Source organism: Ralstonia pickettii, from assembly GCF_000607165.1.
Taxonomy (GTDB): Bacteria; Pseudomonadota; Gammaproteobacteria; order Burkholderiales; family Burkholderiaceae; genus Ralstonia; species Ralstonia holmesii.
This window is the reverse complement of record NZ_JFZG01000026.1, coordinates 57959-77649: the sequence shown is the minus strand read 5'-3', so window position 1 is coordinate 77649 and position 19691 is coordinate 57959. Positions and strand designations below refer to the sequence as shown.

19 protein-coding genes are annotated in these 19691 nt (G+C 64.3%); 9 read left to right on the top strand and 10 right to left on the bottom strand.

What is annotated here, in order from left to right:
- Nucleotides 1-27: 27 nt before the first annotated feature.
- The 3 genes from BG83_RS0123925 to mtgA are packed head-to-tail and all read left to right on the top strand — an operon-like array spanning nt 28 to nt 2593.
- Complete coding sequence (locus BG83_RS0123925; protein ID WP_024979121.1) at nt 28-942, top strand: energy transducer TonB family protein; 915 nt, start codon at nt 28-30, stop codon at nt 940-942.
- A gap of 11 nt (nt 943-953) precedes the next feature.
- A complete protein-coding gene (gene aroE, locus BG83_RS0123920; RefSeq protein WP_024979120.1) occupies nt 954-1868 on the top strand; it encodes a shikimate dehydrogenase in 915 nt (304 codons plus the stop codon).
- 20 nt (nt 1869-1888) lie between these two features.
- The gene (gene mtgA, locus BG83_RS0123915) at nt 1889-2593 is read left to right on the top strand and encodes a monofunctional biosynthetic peptidoglycan transglycosylase (protein WP_012436427.1); all 705 of its coding nucleotides are present in this window, start codon (nt 1889-1891) and stop codon (nt 2591-2593) included.
- Between the two features lie 12 nt (nt 2594-2605).
- Here mtgA and corA read toward each other — a convergent pair whose 3' ends face one another.
- Nucleotides 2606-3568 (bottom strand): magnesium/cobalt transporter CorA, encoded by a 963-nt coding sequence (gene corA / locus BG83_RS0123910; protein ID WP_024979119.1) that lies wholly within the window; start codon nt 3566-3568, stop codon nt 2606-2608.
- Between the two features lie 210 nt (nt 3569-3778).
- On the opposite strand from corA, the gene pyrF reads away from it, so the two are divergent.
- Both pyrF and BG83_RS0123900 read left to right on the top strand, forming a co-directional pair.
- Nucleotides 3779-4594 (top strand): orotidine-5'-phosphate decarboxylase, encoded by an 816-nt coding sequence (gene pyrF, locus BG83_RS0123905; protein WP_024979118.1) that lies wholly within the window; start codon nt 3779-3781, stop codon nt 4592-4594.
- 40 nt (nt 4595-4634) lie between these two features.
- Nucleotides 4635-4853: a hypothetical protein gene (locus BG83_RS0123900; RefSeq protein WP_024979117.1), complete on the top strand. Its 219-nt coding sequence runs from the start codon at nt 4635-4637 to the stop codon at nt 4851-4853.
- 1 nt (nt 4854) lies between these two features.
- Here BG83_RS0123900 and BG83_RS0123895 read toward each other — a convergent pair whose 3' ends face one another.
- The 3 genes from BG83_RS0123895 to thiL are packed head-to-tail and all read right to left on the bottom strand — an operon-like array spanning nt 4855 to nt 7048.
- The gene (locus tag BG83_RS0123895) at nt 4855-5355 is read right to left on the bottom strand and encodes a CinA family protein (RefSeq protein WP_024979116.1); all 501 of its coding nucleotides are present in this window, start codon (nt 5353-5355) and stop codon (nt 4855-4857) included.
- 32 nt (nt 5356-5387) lie between these two features.
- On the bottom strand, nt 5388-5966 hold the full coding sequence (locus BG83_RS0123890) for a phosphatidylglycerophosphatase A (protein ID WP_024979115.1): 579 nt from the start codon (nt 5964-5966) through the stop codon (nt 5388-5390).
- A complete protein-coding gene (thiL, locus tag BG83_RS0123885; protein ID WP_024979114.1) occupies nt 5963-7048 on the bottom strand; it encodes a thiamine-phosphate kinase in 1086 nt (361 codons plus the stop codon). The genes BG83_RS0123890 and thiL overlap by 4 nt, the downstream gene beginning before the upstream one ends.
- Before the next feature lie 161 nt (nt 7049-7209).
- On the opposite strand from thiL, the gene BG83_RS0123880 reads away from it, so the two are divergent.
- The 3 genes from BG83_RS0123880 (at nt 7210) to BG83_RS0123870 (ending at nt 11078) form a co-directional block, all read left to right on the top strand.
- Complete coding sequence (locus BG83_RS0123880) at nt 7210-9555, top strand: NADP-dependent malic enzyme (protein ID WP_024979113.1); 2346 nt, start codon at nt 7210-7212, stop codon at nt 9553-9555.
- A gap of 471 nt (nt 9556-10026) precedes the next feature.
- Nucleotides 10027-10458, top strand: coding sequence for a ribonuclease (locus BG83_RS0123875; RefSeq protein WP_024979112.1), 432 nt, complete (start codon nt 10027-10029; stop codon nt 10456-10458).
- Nucleotides 10455-11078, top strand: coding sequence for a barstar family protein (locus tag BG83_RS0123870; protein WP_024979111.1), 624 nt, complete (start codon nt 10455-10457; stop codon nt 11076-11078). The genes BG83_RS0123875 and BG83_RS0123870 overlap by 4 nt, the downstream gene beginning before the upstream one ends.
- An 89-nt stretch (nt 11079-11167) precedes the next feature.
- Here the strand turns inward: BG83_RS0123870 and araH are convergent, their stop codons facing one another.
- From araH to BG83_RS0123840, 6 genes are read right to left on the bottom strand one after another with little or no spacing between them, the layout of a single operon-like run.
- Nucleotides 11168-12178: an L-arabinose ABC transporter permease AraH gene (araH, locus tag BG83_RS0123865; protein ID WP_024979110.1), complete on the bottom strand. Its 1011-nt coding sequence runs from the start codon at nt 12176-12178 to the stop codon at nt 11168-11170.
- A gap of 33 nt (nt 12179-12211) precedes the next feature.
- Nucleotides 12212-13741, bottom strand: coding sequence for an L-arabinose ABC transporter ATP-binding protein AraG (gene araG / locus BG83_RS0123860; RefSeq protein WP_024979109.1), 1530 nt, complete (start codon nt 13739-13741; stop codon nt 12212-12214).
- Nucleotides 13742-13798: 57 nt separating this feature from the next.
- Complete coding sequence (locus BG83_RS0123855; RefSeq protein ID WP_024979108.1) at nt 13799-14803, bottom strand: arabinose ABC transporter substrate-binding protein; 1005 nt, start codon at nt 14801-14803, stop codon at nt 13799-13801.
- Between the two features lie 53 nt (nt 14804-14856).
- On the bottom strand, nt 14857-15795 hold the full coding sequence (locus BG83_RS0123850; RefSeq protein ID WP_024979107.1) for a Gfo/Idh/MocA family protein: 939 nt from the start codon (nt 15793-15795) through the stop codon (nt 14857-14859).
- Between the two features lie 2 nt (nt 15796-15797).
- The gene (locus BG83_RS0123845; RefSeq protein WP_024979106.1) at nt 15798-16739 is read right to left on the bottom strand and encodes a dihydrodipicolinate synthase family protein; all 942 of its coding nucleotides are present in this window, start codon (nt 16737-16739) and stop codon (nt 15798-15800) included.
- Between the two features lie 26 nt (nt 16740-16765).
- Nucleotides 16766-18502 (bottom strand): IlvD/Edd family dehydratase, encoded by a 1737-nt coding sequence (locus BG83_RS0123840; protein WP_024979105.1) that lies wholly within the window; start codon nt 18500-18502, stop codon nt 16766-16768.
- Between the two features lie 202 nt (nt 18503-18704).
- Between BG83_RS0123840 and BG83_RS0123835 the strand changes: the two genes are divergently transcribed.
- A complete protein-coding gene (locus BG83_RS0123835) occupies nt 18705-19649 on the top strand; it encodes a LysR family transcriptional regulator (protein ID WP_024979104.1) in 945 nt (314 codons plus the stop codon).
- The last annotated feature ends 42 nt before the right edge of the window (nt 19650-19691 follow it).

Genomic DNA, 19691 nt, shown 5'->3' with positions numbered 1-19691 from the left:
CTTCGCGCATCGACCAGGAATCGCCCCATGGCCGCCCTTGCAAACCGTCCGGACTGGTCCGGCAGCAGCACGCTCACCAAGGCACTGGTGGTGTCGCTGGCCGTGCATGTTCTGCTGCTGTTCGTGCGTGTGGTGGCCCCTGAGGCGTTCGATATCAAGCGCGAAGATCCGGGCCTGGATGTGGTGCTGGTGAACGCCAAGTCGTCGACGGCGCCGTCCAAGGCGACGGCTGTGGCCCAGGTCAACCTGAACGGCGGTGGTGAATACGACCAACAGCGCGCCACCACGCCGCTGCCCGCCGACACCAACGAGCAGACCGGCGATGCCATCAAGCTCACGCAGCGCCGCGTTGAATATCTTGAGCAAGAGCAGCGTCGGCTGCTCACGCAATCGACTGACCGCGCACCGCTGGTCAACGATCGTCAGGTCAAGCCCGGTGAGCGTCCGCAGCCATCGCCCACCAATGGCACCGACGACCGCACCACGCAAGATGAAATCGCCCGCCTGCAGGCCGAGATCGACCGCAACCTCGAAAACTACGCCAAGCGCCCGCGCCGCAATGTGCTGACGGCCGCCAGCGCGCGTCAGGTCGATTACGCCCGCTACTACGATGCCGTGCGCCGCAAGATCGAAGCGCGCGGCACCGCCAACTTTCCCAGCCAGAACGGCCGCCCGCTGTACGGCGAGTTGATCGTGGTGATCAGCATCAACCGCGAAGGCCAGCTTGGCTACAACCAGGACGGCTACAAGATCGAAGGCATCGAGATCGCCAAAAGCTCGGGCAACCCCGTGCTGGATCGGCAGGCCGTCGCAATCGTGCGTTCGTCTTCACCGTTTGGCGGCTTCCCGGCCGAGATGCGCAAGCGCGTCGATATCCAGGATGTCGTTGCCACCTTCAAGTTCACCCGAGCAGGCCTGGAAACCCACCTGCAGACCCGCTGATTTCGTCGTCCATGTCGTCGTTTCAAGAGGCCATCCTCGCAGCTGCGAGCGCGCCGCCCACAGATCGTTATGGCGTGATCGGCAACCCGATCTCGCACAGCAAGTCGCCCACCATCCACGCTGCGTTTGCGCAGCAGACCGGGCAGCTCATCCGCTACGACCGCATCTATGCGGAGCTGATCGCGTTTGACGAAACCGTGATGGCCTTCGTGCGCGAAGGCGGGCGTGGGCTCAACGTCACGGTGCCGTTCAAGCTCGATGCGTATGCCATGTCGACGTCGCTGTCGCTGCGGGCGGAATCTGCCGGCGCGGTCAACACGCTCAAGTTCGACGGCGAAGAGATCTTTGGCGACAACACCGACGGCGTCGGCCTGATGCGCGACATCACCCACAACATCGGCAACTCGTTCGAAGGCGAACGCGTGCTGCTCCTGGGCGCGGGCGGTGCGGCGCGTGGCGTGCTGCTGCCGCTGCTGGAACACAAGCCCGCGCGCGTGTTTATTGCCAACCGCACGGCCGATCGCGCCAACAAGCTGGTCGAGCGCTTCGAGGTCTCGGCCAAGCTGCACGAGGTCGAGCTCGTGGGCGGCGGTTATGACGAGCTTGCTGCGGACGACGTTTTCGACGTCGTCATCAACGCTACGGCGAGCAGCCTCCAGGCCGAAGTGCCGCCGATCCCGACCACGGTGTTTGGCCCCAACGCACTGGCCTACGACATGATGTACGGACCGCGGCCGACGGTATTCATGGAGTTCGCCCGGCGCAACGGCGCCCGCGCATGGGACGGCTTGGGCATGCTGGTGGAGCAGGCGGCGGAATCGTTCTTCGTCTGGCGCAACGTGCGTCCGGACACCGCTCCGGTGCTGCTCGCCATGCGCGAGGGGTTGCAGGGCGAAGCCGCGGTCGCGGCTCGCGCGCCTCGCTGAACCTGGAGCGGAGTCCCGCGATGATGCGTTGGTTCGGCTACGTGATCGGCTGCTTCGTCGCGGGCGTGGTCGCGCTCAACCTGTACTTCTTTGCCGCCATCGCGAGTTGGCAGGTGTTTGATCCGTCGTCTACCAGCTTCATGCGCGCCGAGCGCATGCGCCTGTGCGGCGCCAACGTCTTTACCTGCAAGGTCGACCACCGCTGGGTCAATTACGACCAGATATCACGCAACCTCAAGCGTGCGGTCATCGCCAGTGAAGACGCAGATTTTGTCTCGCACAGCGGCTGGGAAGTCGACGCCATGCTCGACGCGTGGGAGAAAAACAAGCGGCGCGGCCACGTGGTCGCGGGCGGTTCGACCATCACGCAGCAACTGGCCAAGAACCTCTTCCTCTCGGGCGAGCGCCACTATCTGCGCAAGGGTGAAGAACTCGTCATCACGTGGATGCTTGAGTTCTGGCTCGACAAGGAACGCATTCTCGAGATCTATCTGAATTCGGTGGAATGGGGCGAAGGCGTATTCGGCGCCGAAGCGGCAGCGCAGCACTACTTCAAGCGCCCGGCCTCGCAGCTCACCGTAGGTCAGGCGGCCCGCTTGGCTGCAGCGTTGCCCGCGCCGAAGTGCTTCGACAAGAAGAGCTACTGCGCCAACGTGCACGTCAACTTCACACGCAAGGCCACCGTAATCGCCAACCGCATGGGCTCGGCCACGCTGCCGGATTGACCTGACGTAGGGCTACTTCAGCCAGCCCTTGCGGCGGAAGTACACCAGCGGAATCGCCGCCGACACCACCATCATCACGATCGCGTATGGGTAGCCTTCTGCCCAATCCAGCTCCGGCATCACCTTGAAGTTCATGCCGTAGATCGAGGCGATCAGTGTGGGCGGCATCAGCGCCACCGACACCACCGAGAACAGCTTGATGATCTTGTTCTGGTTGATGTTGATGAAGCCGACCGTGGCGTCCATCAGGAAGTTGACCTTGTCCGACAGGAATGCCGTGTGGTTCTCGATGGAATCGATGTCGCGCAACACCTGGCGCGCTTCGTCCTGCTGGTCAGCCGAGAGCAACTGGCTGCGCAGCAGGAACGACACCGCGCGGCGCGTATCCATCACGTTGCGGCGGATCCGGCCGTTCAAGTCTTCCACGCGGGCGATGATCTCCAGCACATCGGCGGCGGCGGCGTCGGTCACCTCATCGGCCAGCACGCGTTTGCTGGCATCTTCCAAGCGTTCATAGACTTCTTCGATGGAGTCGGCCGAGTATTCTGCGTCGGTGGCGTACAGATCCATCAGCACATCTTTGGCGTTGCGCACCGAGCCCGGGCGAAGCCGCGCACGCATGCGCACCAGCCGGAATGCGGGCAAATCCTCGTCGTGGATGGAGAAGAGCACATCCTTGGTCAAGACGAAGGCCACGCGCACGTTACGGGAGGTAGCTTCTTCGTCGAGCAGGAAATCGGTGCGGATGTGGATGTGGCCGTCTTCGCCTTCAAAGTAGCGGGCTGAGGCTTCCAGGTCTCCCAATTGCTCCAGCTCGGGCAGGACCACGCCGTAGGCTTCCTTGATCCACGCCAGCTCTTCGTCGTCGGGGTCGATCACGTCGATCCAGATCGGCTTATGCTGCAGGAGTTCGCTGCGTTCTTCGACCTGTTCCTGCGCGAGACGGCCTTTTTGCACGACGAACAGGTTGATCATGGGTGTTTCCTTGAAGCAGGCGTTGAACGGGCGGCGAAAAAATCGCGCCGAGTGTAGCGTAAAGAGGCGGCAGGTTCAGCCACAAGCGGTGGCTTGGCGCGCACGCGTGGGGCAGGCGCCACGCCCGGAAGATGCCGCCACCGGGCCGCCCGACGGGTAAAATGCAGACAAGTCACGCGGCCGGCCGGCCGCTCTCACATTCCCGACACCATGCGATTTACCGAACAACTGGCTGCCGCTTGGCAGCGCAACAACTCCCTGCTGTGCGTCGGGCTCGATCCTGATCCGTCGCGCCTGCCGGCGTCGCTGACGGGCACGGGCGGAGCAATCTTCTCGTTCTGCCGCGCCATTGTGGACGCGACCGCCGATCTGGTCTGCGCCTTCAAGCCGCAGATCGCCTACTTCGCCTCGCAGCGTGCCGAAGACCAGCTCGAGCAGCTCATCAACTACATCCACGAGGCATATCCGGGCATCCCCGTCATTCTTGATGCCAAGCGAGGCGATATCGGCTCGACTGCCGAGCACTACGCCAAGGAAGCCTTCGAGCGCTATCAGGCCGACGCCGTCACCGTCAGCCCGTACATGGGTTTCGACTCGATGCAGCCGTACCTCGCGCATGCCGACAAGGGCGTGATCGTGCTGTGTCGCACCTCGAACGCCGGCGGCAGCGACGTGCAGTTTCTGGAAACCGACGGCCGCCCTGTCTATCAGGTCGTGGCGGAACGTGCGCGCGACGTGTGGAATACCAGCGGCCAGATGGGCCTGGTGGTGGGCGCGACCTTCCCCGAAGAGATTGCCAAGGTGCGAGAAATTGTCGGCGACATGCCGCTGCTGATTCCGGGCGTGGGCGCCCAGGGCGGCGACATCGAAGCCACGGTGCGCGCAGGCCGCACGGCCGACGGCACCGGCATGATGATCAACTCGTCGCGGGCCATTCTCTACGCCAGCACCGACAGCGATTTCGCCGATGCCGCGCGCCGCGTGGCGCTTGCCACTCGGGACCAGATCAACCAGTTCCGCAACTGACCCGCCTTGTCGGTCCGGTTGCGGTGAGAGCGAGGACACCATGACCACGCATCCGCACCGCCCCGTTGCCGGTACGCACCGAGAAGAGACTGGCAAGGACCCGGACCGCAAGCTCGAGAAAGAGCGCGACGACACCCATCAGCACGAGACGAAGCGCCGCGATCATGATCGCGACCGTCGCCACGAGCACGACCAGGAGCACCAGCCGGAACACGATCACGGAGATCGTCGCCGGCCGGATCATCCCAGCGAGATTTAGATCACGACTCAGCCGAGTCGAGGAAGTCGAGCAGGCCACGCAGTGCGTGCTCGGCTGCCTGCAGGCGGACCTGCTTGCGATCGCCCTTGAAGTGGCGCGTTTCGACGCGCGTCTGCAGGCGGTTGCTCCAGCCGAAACACACCATGCCGACGGGCTTGTCGGGCGTGCCGCCGGTTGGGCCCGCCACACCGGTAATCGAGACGGCCACCTGCGCGCGGCTGTTGAGCACTGCACCCTCGGCCATGGCATGCGCCACGGGCTCGCTCACGGCGCCATGTTCGCGGATCAGCGCCGCCGGAACGCCCAACATCTGCGATTTCGCTTCGTTGGAATAGACGACGAAGCCGCGCTCAAACCACGCGGACGAGCCTGATACATCGGTGATGGCTGCAGACACCAGCCCGCCTGTGCACGACTCGGCGGACGCCATCATCAGGCTGCGCTTGTTCAGCGTGTCAGCCACAAGTTCGGCCAGTTGGGCCAGGGCGCGGGATTCAGCCATTGCAATACCTTCGAAGCTTCTGACGTCAGACGTCAAAACGAGCGCCACAGCGCAAACACGAGCAGCGTGTAGAACGCCGCGAGAATGTCATCGACCATCACGCCATAGCCGCCGCGCACGCCAAAACCCTTGAGCGTGCGGTCGTAATAGCGGATGGGCGCGGGCTTGACCATGTCGAAGAAGCGGAACCACAGGAACGCGGCGAACTGCCCGCCCAGCGTGGTGGGCGTGACGAACGCCAGCACGAGCCAGAACGCGACCATCTCGTCCCAGACCATGGCGCCATGATCGGCCACGCCCAGATCGCGTGCGGTGCGGGCGCATGCCCAGATGCCGATCACGAAGCCAACCGCCGCGATCAGCAGCCAAGTCGGCCCCGAAATCCACCGTGCAAACACCACGTAGATCAGCCACGCGTACAGCGTACCGACCGTGCCCGGCAGGATGGGCGACAAGCCCGAGCCGAAGCCGAGCGCCAGGATGCGTGCCGGATGGCCGAACATGAAGCGCGCCGTCGGGCGCCGCACCTGCGCGGTCTGGCCCGCCTCGAGGACGACGGTTTCAGGCTGGCCCGGCGGATTGGAGGGCGGGAAGGGAGCGGAAGACATCATGAGGCGGAAGAGAAATGATCGAAACTGCCGTGCGTGAAGAGGACTGGCATGCCGTGGGCATCGACGAGCCGCAAGCCGGTTTCGGCGTCGATGCGGCCGATGCGTGTGACAGCCACACCCGCGCGCTGCCCCGCCGCGACCACGGCATCGCGCGCATCGGCAGGAGCAGTGAAGCAAAGTTCGTAGTCGTCGCCGCCGGCCAGCGTGCATTGCAGCTGGAGTGCCAGGGGCTGCGCCGCGAGCGTCGCCGAGCGCGGTACATCGTCGACCGTGATCGTCGCCCCGACGCGGGATTGTGTGAGGATGTGGCCTAGATCGCCCAACAAGCCGTCTGATATGTCGAGCGCTGCCCGGGCGACACCGCGCAATGCCAGGCCGAGTGCGACGCGCGGCGTGGGCATGTCCATGCGCGGCTGCACGTGTCCGAGTGCGTCGGGCGTAAGCGCCCATTCGTTGCGCAGGGCGCCGAGGGCCAGCCGCGCGTCGCCTACGGTGCCCGAGACCCAGAGGTCATCGCCGGGCCGGGCAGCGTCGCGGCGTAGTGCCGCAGCGGTGGGGACGTCGCCGAAGACCGTCAGGCTCAGCGTGAGCGGCCCGCGCGTGGTGTCGCCGCCGATGAGTTCACAGTGAAAGGCATCCGCCAGGGCGAACAGGCCTTCGGAAAACGGTTTAAGCCACGCAGGGTTGGCTTCAGGCAGCGCCACGGCCAACGTAAAAGCGCGCGGCTCCGCACCCATGGCGGCCAGATCCGACAGGTTGACAGCCAACGCTTTATGTCCAAGTGCGCGCGGCTCCGCATGCGGAAAAAAGTGACGGCCGGCGACCAGCATATCCGTGGAAATCGCCAACTCGTGTCCGGGGCGCGGCGCGAGGAGGGCGCAGTCGTCGCCCACGCCCAATATTGCTTTTGGCGTCGGCCGGGTGAAATAGCGCCTGATCAGGTCAAATTCGGATAAATTTGCCGCTGGATCTGCGAAGTTGTTGGAATTTGCGGGCTTGGGCACGGCGGCGGCGATGGAAAGATATGGGGCAAGCCCGATGGTGCCGTGACAGGGCGGTGGAATATTGTAGCGAATACGCATGTCACCCCCACCCAAAATCCCGTTGTGAGATCGCTTTTCACTATATAAAATGACGGGCCCAAGGAGGCGGACCGTATTCCCGTGGCGCTCGTGAGGGTATCCCGGTGGCCCGCTAGATGCGACGGCCGGCGCGCGCGCTGGCCACCCGATACGAGAGACCCATGACCACGGTGGATACCCAGCCTCAGCAGCCCGCCCGCACGGATGAAGAACTCAAGGCGCAGCAGCGCGCCGCCTTGCGCAAGGCCGCGCTGGAGTACCACGAGTTTCCGACCCCGGGCAAGATTTCCGTCACGCCGACCAAGCCGCTGTCGAACCAGCGCGACCTCGCCTTGGCATATTCGCCGGGTGTTGCCGCAGCCTGTGAAGAGATTGTCGAAGACGTCGCCAACTCGTTCCGCTACACCGCCCGCGGCAACCTCGTCGGCGTGGTGACCAACGGCACGGCCGTGCTCGGCCTGGGCGATATTGGCCCGGAAGCCTCGAAGCCTGTCATGGAAGGCAAGGCCGGCCTGTTCAAGAAGTTCGCCGGTATCGATGTGTTTGACATCGAGATCAACGAAAAAGACCCTCAAAAGCTGGTCGATATCATCGCCTCGCTGGAGCCGACCTTCGGCGGCATCAACCTGGAAGACATCAAGGCGCCGGAGTGCTTCTTCGTCGAGCGCGAACTGCGCAAGCGCATGAAGATCCCCGTCTTCCACGATGACCAGCACGGCACCGCCATCGTGGTGGGCGCTGGCATTACAAACGCGCTGAAGGTCGTCGGCAAGGACATCAAGAAGGTCAAGCTGGTGGCCTCGGGCGCGGGCGCTGCGGCGCTGGCCTGCCTTGACCTGCTGGTTGATCTGGGCCTGACGCGCGAAAACATCTGGGTGACCGACTTGGCGGGCGTCGTCTACGAAGGCCGCACCGAACTGATGGACCCGGACAAGGCGCACTTCGCACAGAAGACCGATCTGCGTACGCTGGCTGAAGTCATCGACGGCGCCGACATTTTCCTGGGCCTGTCCGCCGCCGGCGTGCTCAAGCAGGACATGGTCAAGCGCATGGCCGACAAGCCGATCATCTTCGCGCTGGCCAACCCGAATCCGGAAATCCTGCCGGAGCTGGCCAAAGAAGTGCGCCCCGACGTCATCATGGGCACCGGCCGCACTGACTACCCGAACCAGGTCAACAACGTCCTGTGCTTCCCGTTCATCTTCCGCGGCGCGCTCGATGTGGGCGCGACCACCATCACGCGTGAGATGGAAGTGGCCGCCGTGCACGCCGTGGCCGAACTGGCCCGCCAGGAGCAAAGCGACATCGTTGCTTCCGCGTACGGCATCCAGGACTTGTCGTTCGGCCCCGAATACCTGATTCCGAAGCCCTTCGACCCGCGCCTGATCGTCAAGATCGCGCCGGCCGTGGCGCAGGCCGCCATGCTCTCGGGCGTGGCGCAGCGTCCGATCGAAGACATGGATGCCTACCGCCAGCATCTGCAGCAGTTCGTCTATCACTCGGGCACGCTGATGAAGCCGATCTTCTCGGCCGCCCGCAAGGTGCCGATGGAGAGCAAGCGCATCGTCTTTGCCGAGGGCGAAGAAGAGCGCGTGCTGCGCGCGGTGCAGATCGTCGTGGACGAAAAGCTCGCCAGCCCGATCCTGATCGGCCGCCCGAGCGTGATCGCCCACCGCATCGAGCGTTTCGGCCTGCGTCTGCGCGAAGGCGTGGACTTCGCCGTGGTCAACCCCGAGCATGACGAGCGCTTCCGCGATTACTGGGAGACGTATTACAAGCTGATGGCGCGCAAGGGCGTGACGCCGCAGTACGCCAAGCTGGAGATGCGTCGCCGCAATACGCTGATCGGCGCCGTCATGGTCCACAAGGGCGAAGCGGACGGCATGATCTGCGGCACGATCAGCAACACGGCCGCCCACTTGCGCTACATCGACCAGATCCTGGGTGGCACGAACTGCGTGTACGCGGCCATGAACGGCCTGGTTCTGCCGGGTCGGCAAGTGTTCCTGGCGGATACGCATGTCAACGTTGACCCGACTGCCGAGGAACTCGCCGAGATCACCATCATGGCCGCTGAGGAGCTCTGCCGCTTCGGCATCAAGCCCAAGGTCGCGCTGATGTCGCACTCGAACTTCGGCTCCTCGGAAGCGCCTTCGGCCGTCAAGATGCGCGAAACGCTGGCAATCCTGCGCGAACGTGCCCCGAACCTGGAAGTGGACGGTGAGATGCACGGTGATGCCGCGCTCGACGAGAAGCTGCGTGACTCGCTGGTGCCGGATTCGCCGCTCAAAGGCGAAGCGAACCTGTTGGTCATGCCGAACATCGACGCCGCCAACATCGCTTACAACCTGCTGAAGACGGCCGCCGGCAACAACATCGCCATCGGTCCGATCCTGCTGGGCGCGAAGAAGCCGGTGCATATCCTCACGCCATCGGCTACGGTGCGACGCATCCTCAACATGACGGCCCTGACCGTCGTGGATGCCGCTGCGCAAGCGCAACGCTGATCGCGACTGCACCAAAGAGGGAGCGCACGATGCTGCGCTCCCTTTTTTTATTCACTAAGTTTGCGTGTACTTACATTTCCGCAAACTAAATAGCTATATCAAAAAACCCTTCAGACTTCCACCGTCGGTTGATTGTTGTCATTGATGAGCGTACCCTTACGGGCTGAAGGGGTGCTTCTGAGCACATGAGGTCCGAACCGGGCCGGACGGGTTTCAAAAAATGCGGTTTTCCGTACACACGTCTGACTGGCTCGCCTTATTCGGTGCGCGCAATGGGTGGTTTTGCAGGCGGAAGGATTCCCCAAGTCTTCGGCAGTCGCCCGACTTGTCATTCCCTGCCAGGCCTCTCACGCATTGAGCCGCTTCGCTTTCAGCTGCAAACCGGCTGTCCGGATCGTTATTGGACGGCCACCTGCGCTTGTGACCTGCGCCGGGCTCCGGTCGGCGCGATTCTCCCGTTAGGGCCTGCTGATGACAAAGCGACTTGGAGCGTGGATCGGCCGCTCCGTATCTCAGGCGATGGCGCGTGGCGCGCTGATGGCAACGCTCGCGTTGTCGGTGGCCGGCCTGCCGGCCAATGCGGTTGCTCGGGACACCACCGGCATGGCTGCCGCCGTGGGAACCATTCGCCCGGTAGACCTGCCCAACGAGGCGCAGCGCACGCTGGCACTGATTGAGCAGGGCGGCCCGTTTCCGTATGCAAAAGATGGCACCACGTTCGGCAATTATGAACGGCGTTTGCCTGCACAGCGGCGTGGCTATTACCACGAGTACACCGTGAAGACGCGAGGGGCACGCAACCGTGGCGCCCGACGCATTATTTGCGGTGGCGATCAGCAAGCGGCCAACGACTGCTACTACACGGAAGATCACTACAACAGTTTTCAACGGATACAGCGATGACGACCAACATGTTTGGGCTGGACGACTCGCTCACCGCACGCGATGAGCGCGTGGCCCGCGAGGCGTGGCACAAGGCGCAAAATCTGTACGACGGTGTGGTCGGAATGCAAGCTCTGGGCGCACGCGTCGGGGGAGCGGCCAAGTTGCCTCAAAGCGCACCGCAGAACATCATGACGCAGGACAATATTCAGACGGACGACGACGGAGGCCGCGAAGACGCCATGAACCTGTTCAAGACGGTGCGTCCGAATATCGTGCAGTCGATCCGCGCGTTTCGCGTGGCGGATCTGGCCGAGTCGGCGGCCAGCCTTGGCCAGCATTTCCTGTACGCCAACTGCGCGGCCGCGACCACCAAGAGCGAAGTGCTCGACGTGATCGCACGCGAGTTCCTGTTCCCGAAGCATTTCGGCAAGAACTTCGACGCCTTGGCTGACTGCCTGACCGACATGATCTACAAGGCCGGCCCGCAGCCGGGTTTTGTCATCGTGCTCGAGGGGCTGCCGTGCCAGCCCAAGTTCGACAAGGAAGCGCGCGAAGTGCTGCTGGACGTGTTCCGCGACGCGGCAGAGTTCTGGGGCGAGCGCAAGGTTCAGTTCCGCGTGTTCTATTCGTTCGCGTGAACTGACTTTCCCGCTGATTGATCGGCGTTGGAATGAAAAAGCCCGCAAATGCGGGCTTTTTTGTTGCCGTGCGAAGGCCGACCGGCGTGTCAGCCTACCCGCTTGTTGCGGCGAATGCGGTCGAACCACACCGCCAGCAGCAGAATGCCGCCGCGAATCAGGTACTGATAGAACGTCGGCACGTTCATCAGGCTCATCGCGTTCTGCACCGACCCCATGATCAGAACGCCGACCAGCACACCGGACACGGTTGCCACCCCGCCTGTGAGCGAAACACCGCCCAGCACGCAGGCTGAGATCACGCCCAGTTCGAGCCCGACCGACGTTTTCGGATCGCCCAGGCTCATGCGCGAGGCGAGCATCACGCCCGCAAAACCGGTCACCAGGCCTTGCAGGACGAACACGGCGATCTTGATGCGCGTCACGGGCAGGCCGGCAAGCAGCGCGGCTTCTTCATTGCCGCCGACGGCGAGCACGTTCTTGCCGAACACCGTCTTCTTGAGCAGGAAACCGAACAGCGCGAAGCCGACGATATTGCTCCAGATCGGGTACGAGATGCCAAGGAATGACCCGCCGCCCAGGTCGAAGAAGCTCTCTTCGGAAATCATCACCGCGTCGCCGTTGGAGGTGATGAAGGCGAGGCCGCGCACGACTTCCATCATGGCCAGCGTGACGATCAGCGAGTTGATCTGATAGCGCGCCACCAACACGCCGTTGACGAGCCCGACCATGCCGCCCGCCAGCACGCCGGCCCCGACGCCAAGCACCACGCTATGGGTTGCGGTGATGAGCGTGGAGGCCACCACGCCGGCGAACGCCACGATGGAGGCGACGGAAAGGTCCACCTCGCCGAGTGCGAGGACGAACATCATCGTGACCGAGATAGAGCCGATCAAGGTGACGGAGAGCAGCAGGCCCTGGATGTTGCGGCTGCTGATGAAGCCCGGCACCGTGAACGCCAGCGCGGTGAACAGCAGAAGGAACACCACGACGATGCCCGATCGGTTGACCAGCTCCCACGTGAGGGCTGCGCGGCTGGGGATGCCCGGGGCTGCCAATGGCGGGCCGCCCGGCACGGATTCGGTGGATGGCGTTTGCATAGGATCGGTTTCCATGAGGGCGTGATTCGCGCGCTAGCGTGGCAGCGCGAGTTTGATGAGGGTGTCGGGCGAGGCGTGCTCTCTGGGCAGATCGCCGACGATGCGGCCCTGTTTCATGACGAGCACTCGGTCGGCAACGCCGATGACTTCCGCCAGATCACTCGACACGACGATGACGGTGCGGCCCGCCTCGGCAAGGCCGTAGAGCAGGCTGTAGATTTCGCTGCGGGCGCCGACGTCGATGCCGCGCGTGGGCTCGTCCATCAGGAAGACGTCGATGTCTTCGGCCAGCCAGCGCGAGAGGATCACCTTCTGCTGATTGCCGCCCGATAGCTTGCCGATGGGCGTTTCACCGTTGCGTGTCTTGATGGCGAGCTTGTCGATGAACGAGTTGGTGGTCCGCGCTTCCTGCCGGTTGTTCAGCACGCTGAAGCGGCTGAAGTGGCGCCGGCAACTGATGTTCAGGTTATCCGACACCGAGGCGATCGCGACGATGCCTTCCTGCTTGCGGTCTTCAGGGCAGAGCGCGACACCCGCGCGCACCGCATCGCGCGGCGTGTTGAACTGGACGCGCTTGCCTTTGAGGTGAACCTCGCCCGCTGTGGGTTTGACCGCGCCGTAGAGAAGCTTCATCAGTTCCGAGCGCCCCGCGCCGACCAGCCCGAAGAAGCCGACGATTTCCCCAGCATGCGCGCGAAACGATGCGGGTTCGGTCAAGCCGGGCCCCATCAGGCCGCGCACGTCGACCTTCACCTCACCGAGCGGGCGTGGCTTGTAGCCATACACGTCCTGGATCGAGCGGCCGACCATGCAGCGGATCAACCGTTCGCGGTCGAGGCTCGCGCCGGCGTTGAACGTGTCGATATGCCGGCCGTCACGGAACACCGTCACGCGATCGCACAGTTCGTACACCTCTTCCATGCGATGTGTGACATAGATGACCGCGCGGCCCTCGGCCTTGAGCGCGCGAATGATGCGGAACAACTGCGTCGTCTCGCGCGAGGAGAGCGAACTCGTCGGTTCGTCGAACGCGATCACGCGCGCGTCGCGCATCAGCGCCTTGCCGATCTCGATCATCTGGCGCTGGCCGATCGACAGATGCTTGACGGGTTGGGCCGGATCGAGCTTCTCGCCCAGCCGTTCGAGTTCGCGCAGCGCACGCGCGATCAACGTCTTCTCGTCGAGCACGCCAAAGCGATTGGGTAGCGCGCCGAGCATCAGGTTTTCTGCCACCGTCAGTTCGGGTACGAGGTGCAGTTCCTGATAGATGATCGCGATGCCCGCCGCGATGGCTGCGCGGGTGTTCGTGAACTGCTGCGGCACGCCGTCGAGCGACAGCGTGCCGTCCTCCGGCTGGTTGACGCCTGACAGCACCTTGAGCAGCGTCGACTTGCCCGCGCCGTTTTCGCCCATCAGGCCGTGCACTTCGCCGCGGCGGATGTCGAGCGAGACGTGGTCGAGTGCCAGTACGCCGGGAAAGCGCACGGTGATGCCGTCGAGCTTCAGATAGGCGCCTGCGGAAGCGTCGGGCGGGCCACTCTCATCAAGTGATTGAACTGTCATCGGTTGCTCTCTGCGGATGCACGTGGGGCGCGGGACTGGCCCGCGCCGCGCGTTGCATCAAATGCCCAGTTCCTTGCGGACCTCTTGCCAATTGCCGCGCACCATCAGCTTGCCGGTGGTTTGCGTATCGGCTGGCGGCTGCTTGCCGGTCTTGATCCAATCGACAAGGTTTGCAGCGCTGTCCTTGCCGTGGTTGGTCGAGCTGACGGCAATCGTGCCGAAGAAGCCCGTCGGCTCCTTCTTCTGGAACTCGGCAAACGCCTCGCCGGCACCGTTGATGCCGACCCCGATCACATCGGCTGCCGGAATGTGCAACTGCTCGGTTGCGCGCACGCCGCCCAGCACGCTCTCTTCATTGAGCGCGAAGATGACCCACTTCTTGATGCCCGCATGCTGTGCCAGCACCGGCGACGCGGCATTGAAGCCACCTGCGTCGTCGGTCGTCTTTTGCGGCGCGTCGAAGATGTTTTCCTTCTTGAAGCCGCCGGCCAGCAGCGTCTGCGTGGCGCCGTCGGTGCGCAGCTTGGCGGTCGGCAGCTCGTAGTTGGTGATGCGCAGCGCGCCCACTTCCTCGGGCTTCCAGCCACGGCGCTTCATCTCGTCGGAGATGGCCTGGCCGACCTGGTTGCCGATCTTGAATGCCGACATGCCCAGGTGCGGTACGTTGGCCAGCGGTTTGCCGGACGAGTCGACGAGTTGATCGTCAACCGTGACGAACTTCATGTTGTAGTGCTTGGCGCGTGCCGAGATAGCCGGCCCCAGGCGCACGTCCGGCGCACAGATGACGAAGCCCTTGGCACCTTGTGCGCCCAGGTTGTCGATGGCGGACAGCACCTTCTCGCCATCGGGCGTGCCGATGTTCACCACCGAAAAACCGTCCTTCTGGCCAAGCGCGGTGGCAGCTTTCTGTTCGTTGATGAACCACGCCTGCTCGGGCATCTTGACCAGGAAGCCGATCTTGAGCGGCTCGTCGGCGTGGGCGGGCAGGGTGGCGGCCAGCGGCCCCAGGCACAGGGTGGCTGCCAGGGCGGATAGGGTCAGGCGGCGAAGTTTGCGTTGCATGGTTGTCTCCTCGTTGGAATGGCTCTTATGGCACTACGTGAGTCGGGCGTGCTTCACGGCACGAACGGATCAATCAGATGGCGCCGACCGAGCAGCATGGCGTCGGCCACGTGCTGAAGCGGGCGGACATCGACATCGCTCTCGCCGCTGGCGATCAGTTCGAGAAAGCGTGTGTACAGGCTTGGGTATTCGCGTTCGGGGCCGACGTCGATCTCAACGCCGTCGATGGTCAATTGCTTGCCGCCTTGTGCCAGCCGCAAGGTGCCGTCGCGCGTGGTCACGTCGATCTGCCATAGCTCGCCTGCGTCATGGCGCCAGTCGAATTCCGCCTGGATGGCCGTGCCGTGCGCATCGGTGAATGCCAGGTGGGCAGCAATCGGGGTCTGCTGATTGGCGGGCACCCACAGGTCGGCCGCCGTCAGAAAGAACGCATGCGGCAGGACGCGGGTCAGGATCGAAAGCGCGTTGATGCCCGGGTCAAACACACCCAGACCGCCGGGTTCCCAGATCCACGCCTGGTTCGGGTGCCAGCGGCGCACATCTTCTTTCCACTGCACATCGACTGAGACGATGGCGCGGTTTGCAAGCCATTCGCGGGCGGCCTCGACACCGGGCGCATGGCGCGAGTGCCATGAGGTGAATAACGTGCTGCGATGCTCCCGTGCCAGTTCAGCCAGGATCGCAACTTCCGACACGCTGGCGCCCGGGGGCTTCTCCAGCATCACGTGCTTGCCGGCGGCGAGTGCCGCGCGGGCCTGCGTAAATCGCACCTGCGGCGGCGTGCACAGCGACACCGCCTGCAGTGCGGGTTCGTCTGCCAGCATGGCGTCGAGCGTCGTGTAGTGCGGCAGGCCGTCGACGCGTGAATGCGGGCTGGCACAGGCCGCGAGCTTGAACCCGGGCTGCGCGGCAAGCGCCGGCAGATGCTGATCGCGCGCGATCTTGCCAACGCCGACAATGCCGATCGAAACGGGGGTACGTTCACCGTGCATGGCTATCGCCCCCAGCGCAAGACCAGCGGATCGAGCCGCCGGGCAATGTCGATCAGGCCCCGGCGCGTGTCTGGGTGCATTGGCGGCAACGGATGGCGCGATGCTTCGCAGGCGATCACGCCGCCTTCCTTCATCAGTGCCTTGGCGGCCAGGATGCCGGCCTGCCGGTTCTCGTGGTTGATGAGCGGCAGCCAGCGTTGATACAGATCGAAGGCGAGATCGTGTTGCCCTTGCGCGTGCGCCTCGATGATCGGCCGAATGCCGTCGGGATATGCACCACCGGTCATGCTGCCCGTGGCGCCGGCATCCAGATCGGCCAGCAGCGTAATGGCTTCTTCACCGTCCCAGGGGCCTTCGATGGCGTCCCCGCCGAGGCGGATCAGCTCGCGCAGCTTGGCCGCCGCACCGGGCGTTTCGATCTTGAAGTAGGCCACTTGCTCGATCTCGCGGGCCACGCGCGCGAGGAACGCCGCAGACAGCACCGTGCCGCTGGCCGGCGCATCCTGAATCATGATCGGAATGCCCACGGCATTCGACACGCGCGCAAAGAATTCGTAGATCTGCGCTTCCGGCACGCGGAAGGTGGCGCCGTGGTAGGGCGGCATCACCATCAGCATGGCGGCGCCCATGTCCTGCGCGCGGCGGCTGCGTTGCGCGCAGACCTGCGTGCTGTAGTGCGAGGCGGTGACAATCACGGGCACGCGGCCAGCCACGTGCTCCAGCGCGGTGCGGGTGAGCACTTCGCGCTCGTCATCGGACAGCGAGAACTGCTCCGAAAAATTGGCCAGGATGCACAGGCCATCCGAGCCGGCATCGATCATGAAATCGATCGCGCGCTTCTGGCTCGGCAAATCGAGTTCGCCGGTTTCGGTGAAGGTGGTGGGCACCACCGGAAAGATGCCGCGATAGCGTGGTGCGTGCGCGGCGGGTTGAGCAATCGGCAAAGCCAGTCTCCTACGCGTGTGTCGATTCAGTGCGAGTGGCGCGGTACTGCGGCGCCACGGCAACCGACCAGGAAATCGAGGTCGCAGCCTTCGTCAGCCTGCAGCACGTGGTTGACGTACAGGCGCTGGTAACCGCCGGCCTCGCCATGCGAACGCTGGGGCTGGTAGGCCGCCAGCCTGCGCGCGAGTTCTTCGGGGGCAATGTCCAGGTGGAGCGTGCCGGCCTCGCAGTCGAGTTCGATCCAGTCGCCGTCCTGCACCGCGGCCAGCGGGCCGCCCGCCGCAGCTTCGGGCGCCACGTGCAGCACCACTGTCCCGTAGGCGGTCCCGCTCATGCGTGCGTCGGAAATGCGCACCATATCCTTCACACCCTGGCGCAGCAGCTTGGGCGGCAGGCCCATGTTGCCGACCTCGGCCATGCCCGGATATCCCTTGGGCCCGCAGTTCTTCATCACCAGCACGGAGCTGGCATCCACCTCCAGGGACTCGTCAACGATGCGTTCCTTGTAGTGCTCCAGGTTTTCGAATACGACTGCGCGGCCGCGATGCTTGAGCAGCTCTGGGCTCGCCGCAGATGGCTTGAGCACCGCGCCACGCGGCGCCAGATTGCCGCGCAACACGCGAATGCCGCCATCGTCGATCAGCGGGTTGGTGAGCGGGCGGATGACTTCGTCGTCGGTGATGGGCGCGTCCTTGACGTTGTCCCACAGCGTCCTGCCGTTGACGGTCAGCGCATCGGGATGCGGCAGCAGGTTCGCCTCGCCCAGGCGGCGCAGCACGGCGGGCAGGCCGCCCGCGTAGTAGAACTCCTCCATCAGGAAGCGGCCCGAGGGCATCAGGTCAACGATGGTCGGCGTGTCCCGGCCGATGCGCGACCAGTCTTCCAGCTCAAGCGGCACGCCAATGCGCCCGGCAATCGCCTTCAGGTGGATCACGGCGTTGGTCGAACCACCAATGGCTGCGTTGGCGCGGATGGCGTTTTCGAACGCGGCGCGCGTGAGGATCTTGGACAGCGTCAGCCCTTGCAGCGCCATCTCGACGATGCGGATGCCTGACATATGCGCCAGCACGTAGCGCCGCGCATCCACCGCCGGAATGGCCGCGTTATGCGGCAGCGATGTGCCGAGCGCTTCGGCCATACATGCCATGGTGGACGCCGTGCCCATCGTGTTGCACGTGCCGGCCGAACGCGACATCCCCGCTTCCGCCGACAGGAAGCGATGCAGGTCGATCTCCCCCGCCTTGAGCGATTCGTGCAGCTGCCACACCGCCGTACCGGAGCCGATGTTCTTGCCGTCGAGCTTGCCGTTGAGCATGGGCCCGCCCGTCACGACGATGGCCGGTACGTCGCAGCTTGCCGCGCCCATCAGCAGGGCCGGCGTGGTCTTGTCGCAGCCGGTGAGCAGCACCACCGCGTCGATCGGGTTGCCGCGAATCGCCTCTTCAACATCCATGGCCGCGAGGTTGCGCGTGAGCATGGCAGTCGGGCGCAGGTTCGATTCGCCGTTGGAGAACACCGGAAACTCCACCGGGAACCCGCCCGCCTCGTAAATGCCGCGCTTGACGTGTTCCGCCAGCTTGCGGAAATGCGCATTGCACGGCGTCAGTTCCGACCAGGTATTGCAGATGCCGATGATCGGGCGGCCGTCGAATTCGTGATCGGGGATGCCCTGGTTCTTCATCCAGCTTCGGTACATGAAGCCGTTCTTATCGGCGGTGCCGAACCATTGGGCCGAGCGCAGCTTGGGTTTCGATTCCGACATGGGTGCGTGTGTCACGGACGTGGAGGTCGAGGCGCGCGCGCATCGATCGGCTGCGTGGCACTTGCGGGCCGCGCGGCACGTCCGTTGTCTCCGGTGTGGTTGTGGTTTTTTGATCGGACCGAGTGTACGGAGCGCCCTGATATCCTTCCAATGAAATATTGGCCGTGACCGATATCCAATTTGATATCTCAAGGAAGACCCGATGTCGAACAGCCCCTGGTACGTCCGTGCGCGCCTGAAGACGCGACAACTGCTGCTGCTGATTGCCCTGGCCGAGGAGGGCAACATCCACCGGGCGGCCGCCGCGCTCAACATGACGCAGCCCGCCGCCTCCAAGCTGCTGCGCGAGCTGGAGGCCATGCTTGATGTGCAGCTGTTCGAGCGCATGCCGCGCGGCATGCGGCCCACGCGCTATGGCGATGCGCTGATCCGCCACGCGCGTGCGGTGGTCGGCAGCCTGGACCAGGCCCAGGAGGAAGTGCTCGGGCTCAAGGCCGGACACCTCGGGCACGTGGCGGTGGGCACGATCACGTCGCCGGGCGTGCGGCTGCTGCCGCCGGTGGTGGCGCAGATCACGCGCGAGCATCCGGGGCTGCGGGTGTCGCTGGAAATCGAAAGCAGCAATGTGTTGCTGGAGCGATTGGCGCAAGACAAGCTCGACCTCGTGGTCGGCCGCCTGTTTGCTGAGCACGACAAACTGCATCTGCGCTACGAGCCGCTGGCCGACGAGCCGGTGGTCGCGGTGGCGCGGCCGGGGCATCCCTTGCTGGCGGAACCATCGCTGACGCTGGCCGATGTGCAGCCGGCCACCTGGGTGGTACCGCCCATCGGCAGCGTGCTGCGTCACCGGTTCGACCTGATGTTCCAGCGGGAGAGCCTGACAGCGCCGTCCAGCGTGGTGGAAACCTCGGCGCTGCTGTTCCTGACGCGCATCCTCGAGCAGAGCGACATGCTGGCCGTGATCGGCGCCGACGTCGCGCAGTACTACGCGTCGTATCGGATGCTGGCGATTCTTCCGTTGCCGATGCCGTGCCAGATGGACGACTTCGGCATCATCACGCGCACGGACCGGTTGTTGTCTCCGGCGGCGCTGCATGTGGTGCAGGCGCTGCGTGACGCGGGCCGAACGGCCTACGGCGAGGGTTGACCGTCGGCGCAAAAAAAGCCCGCAATTGCGGGCTTTCTTCTG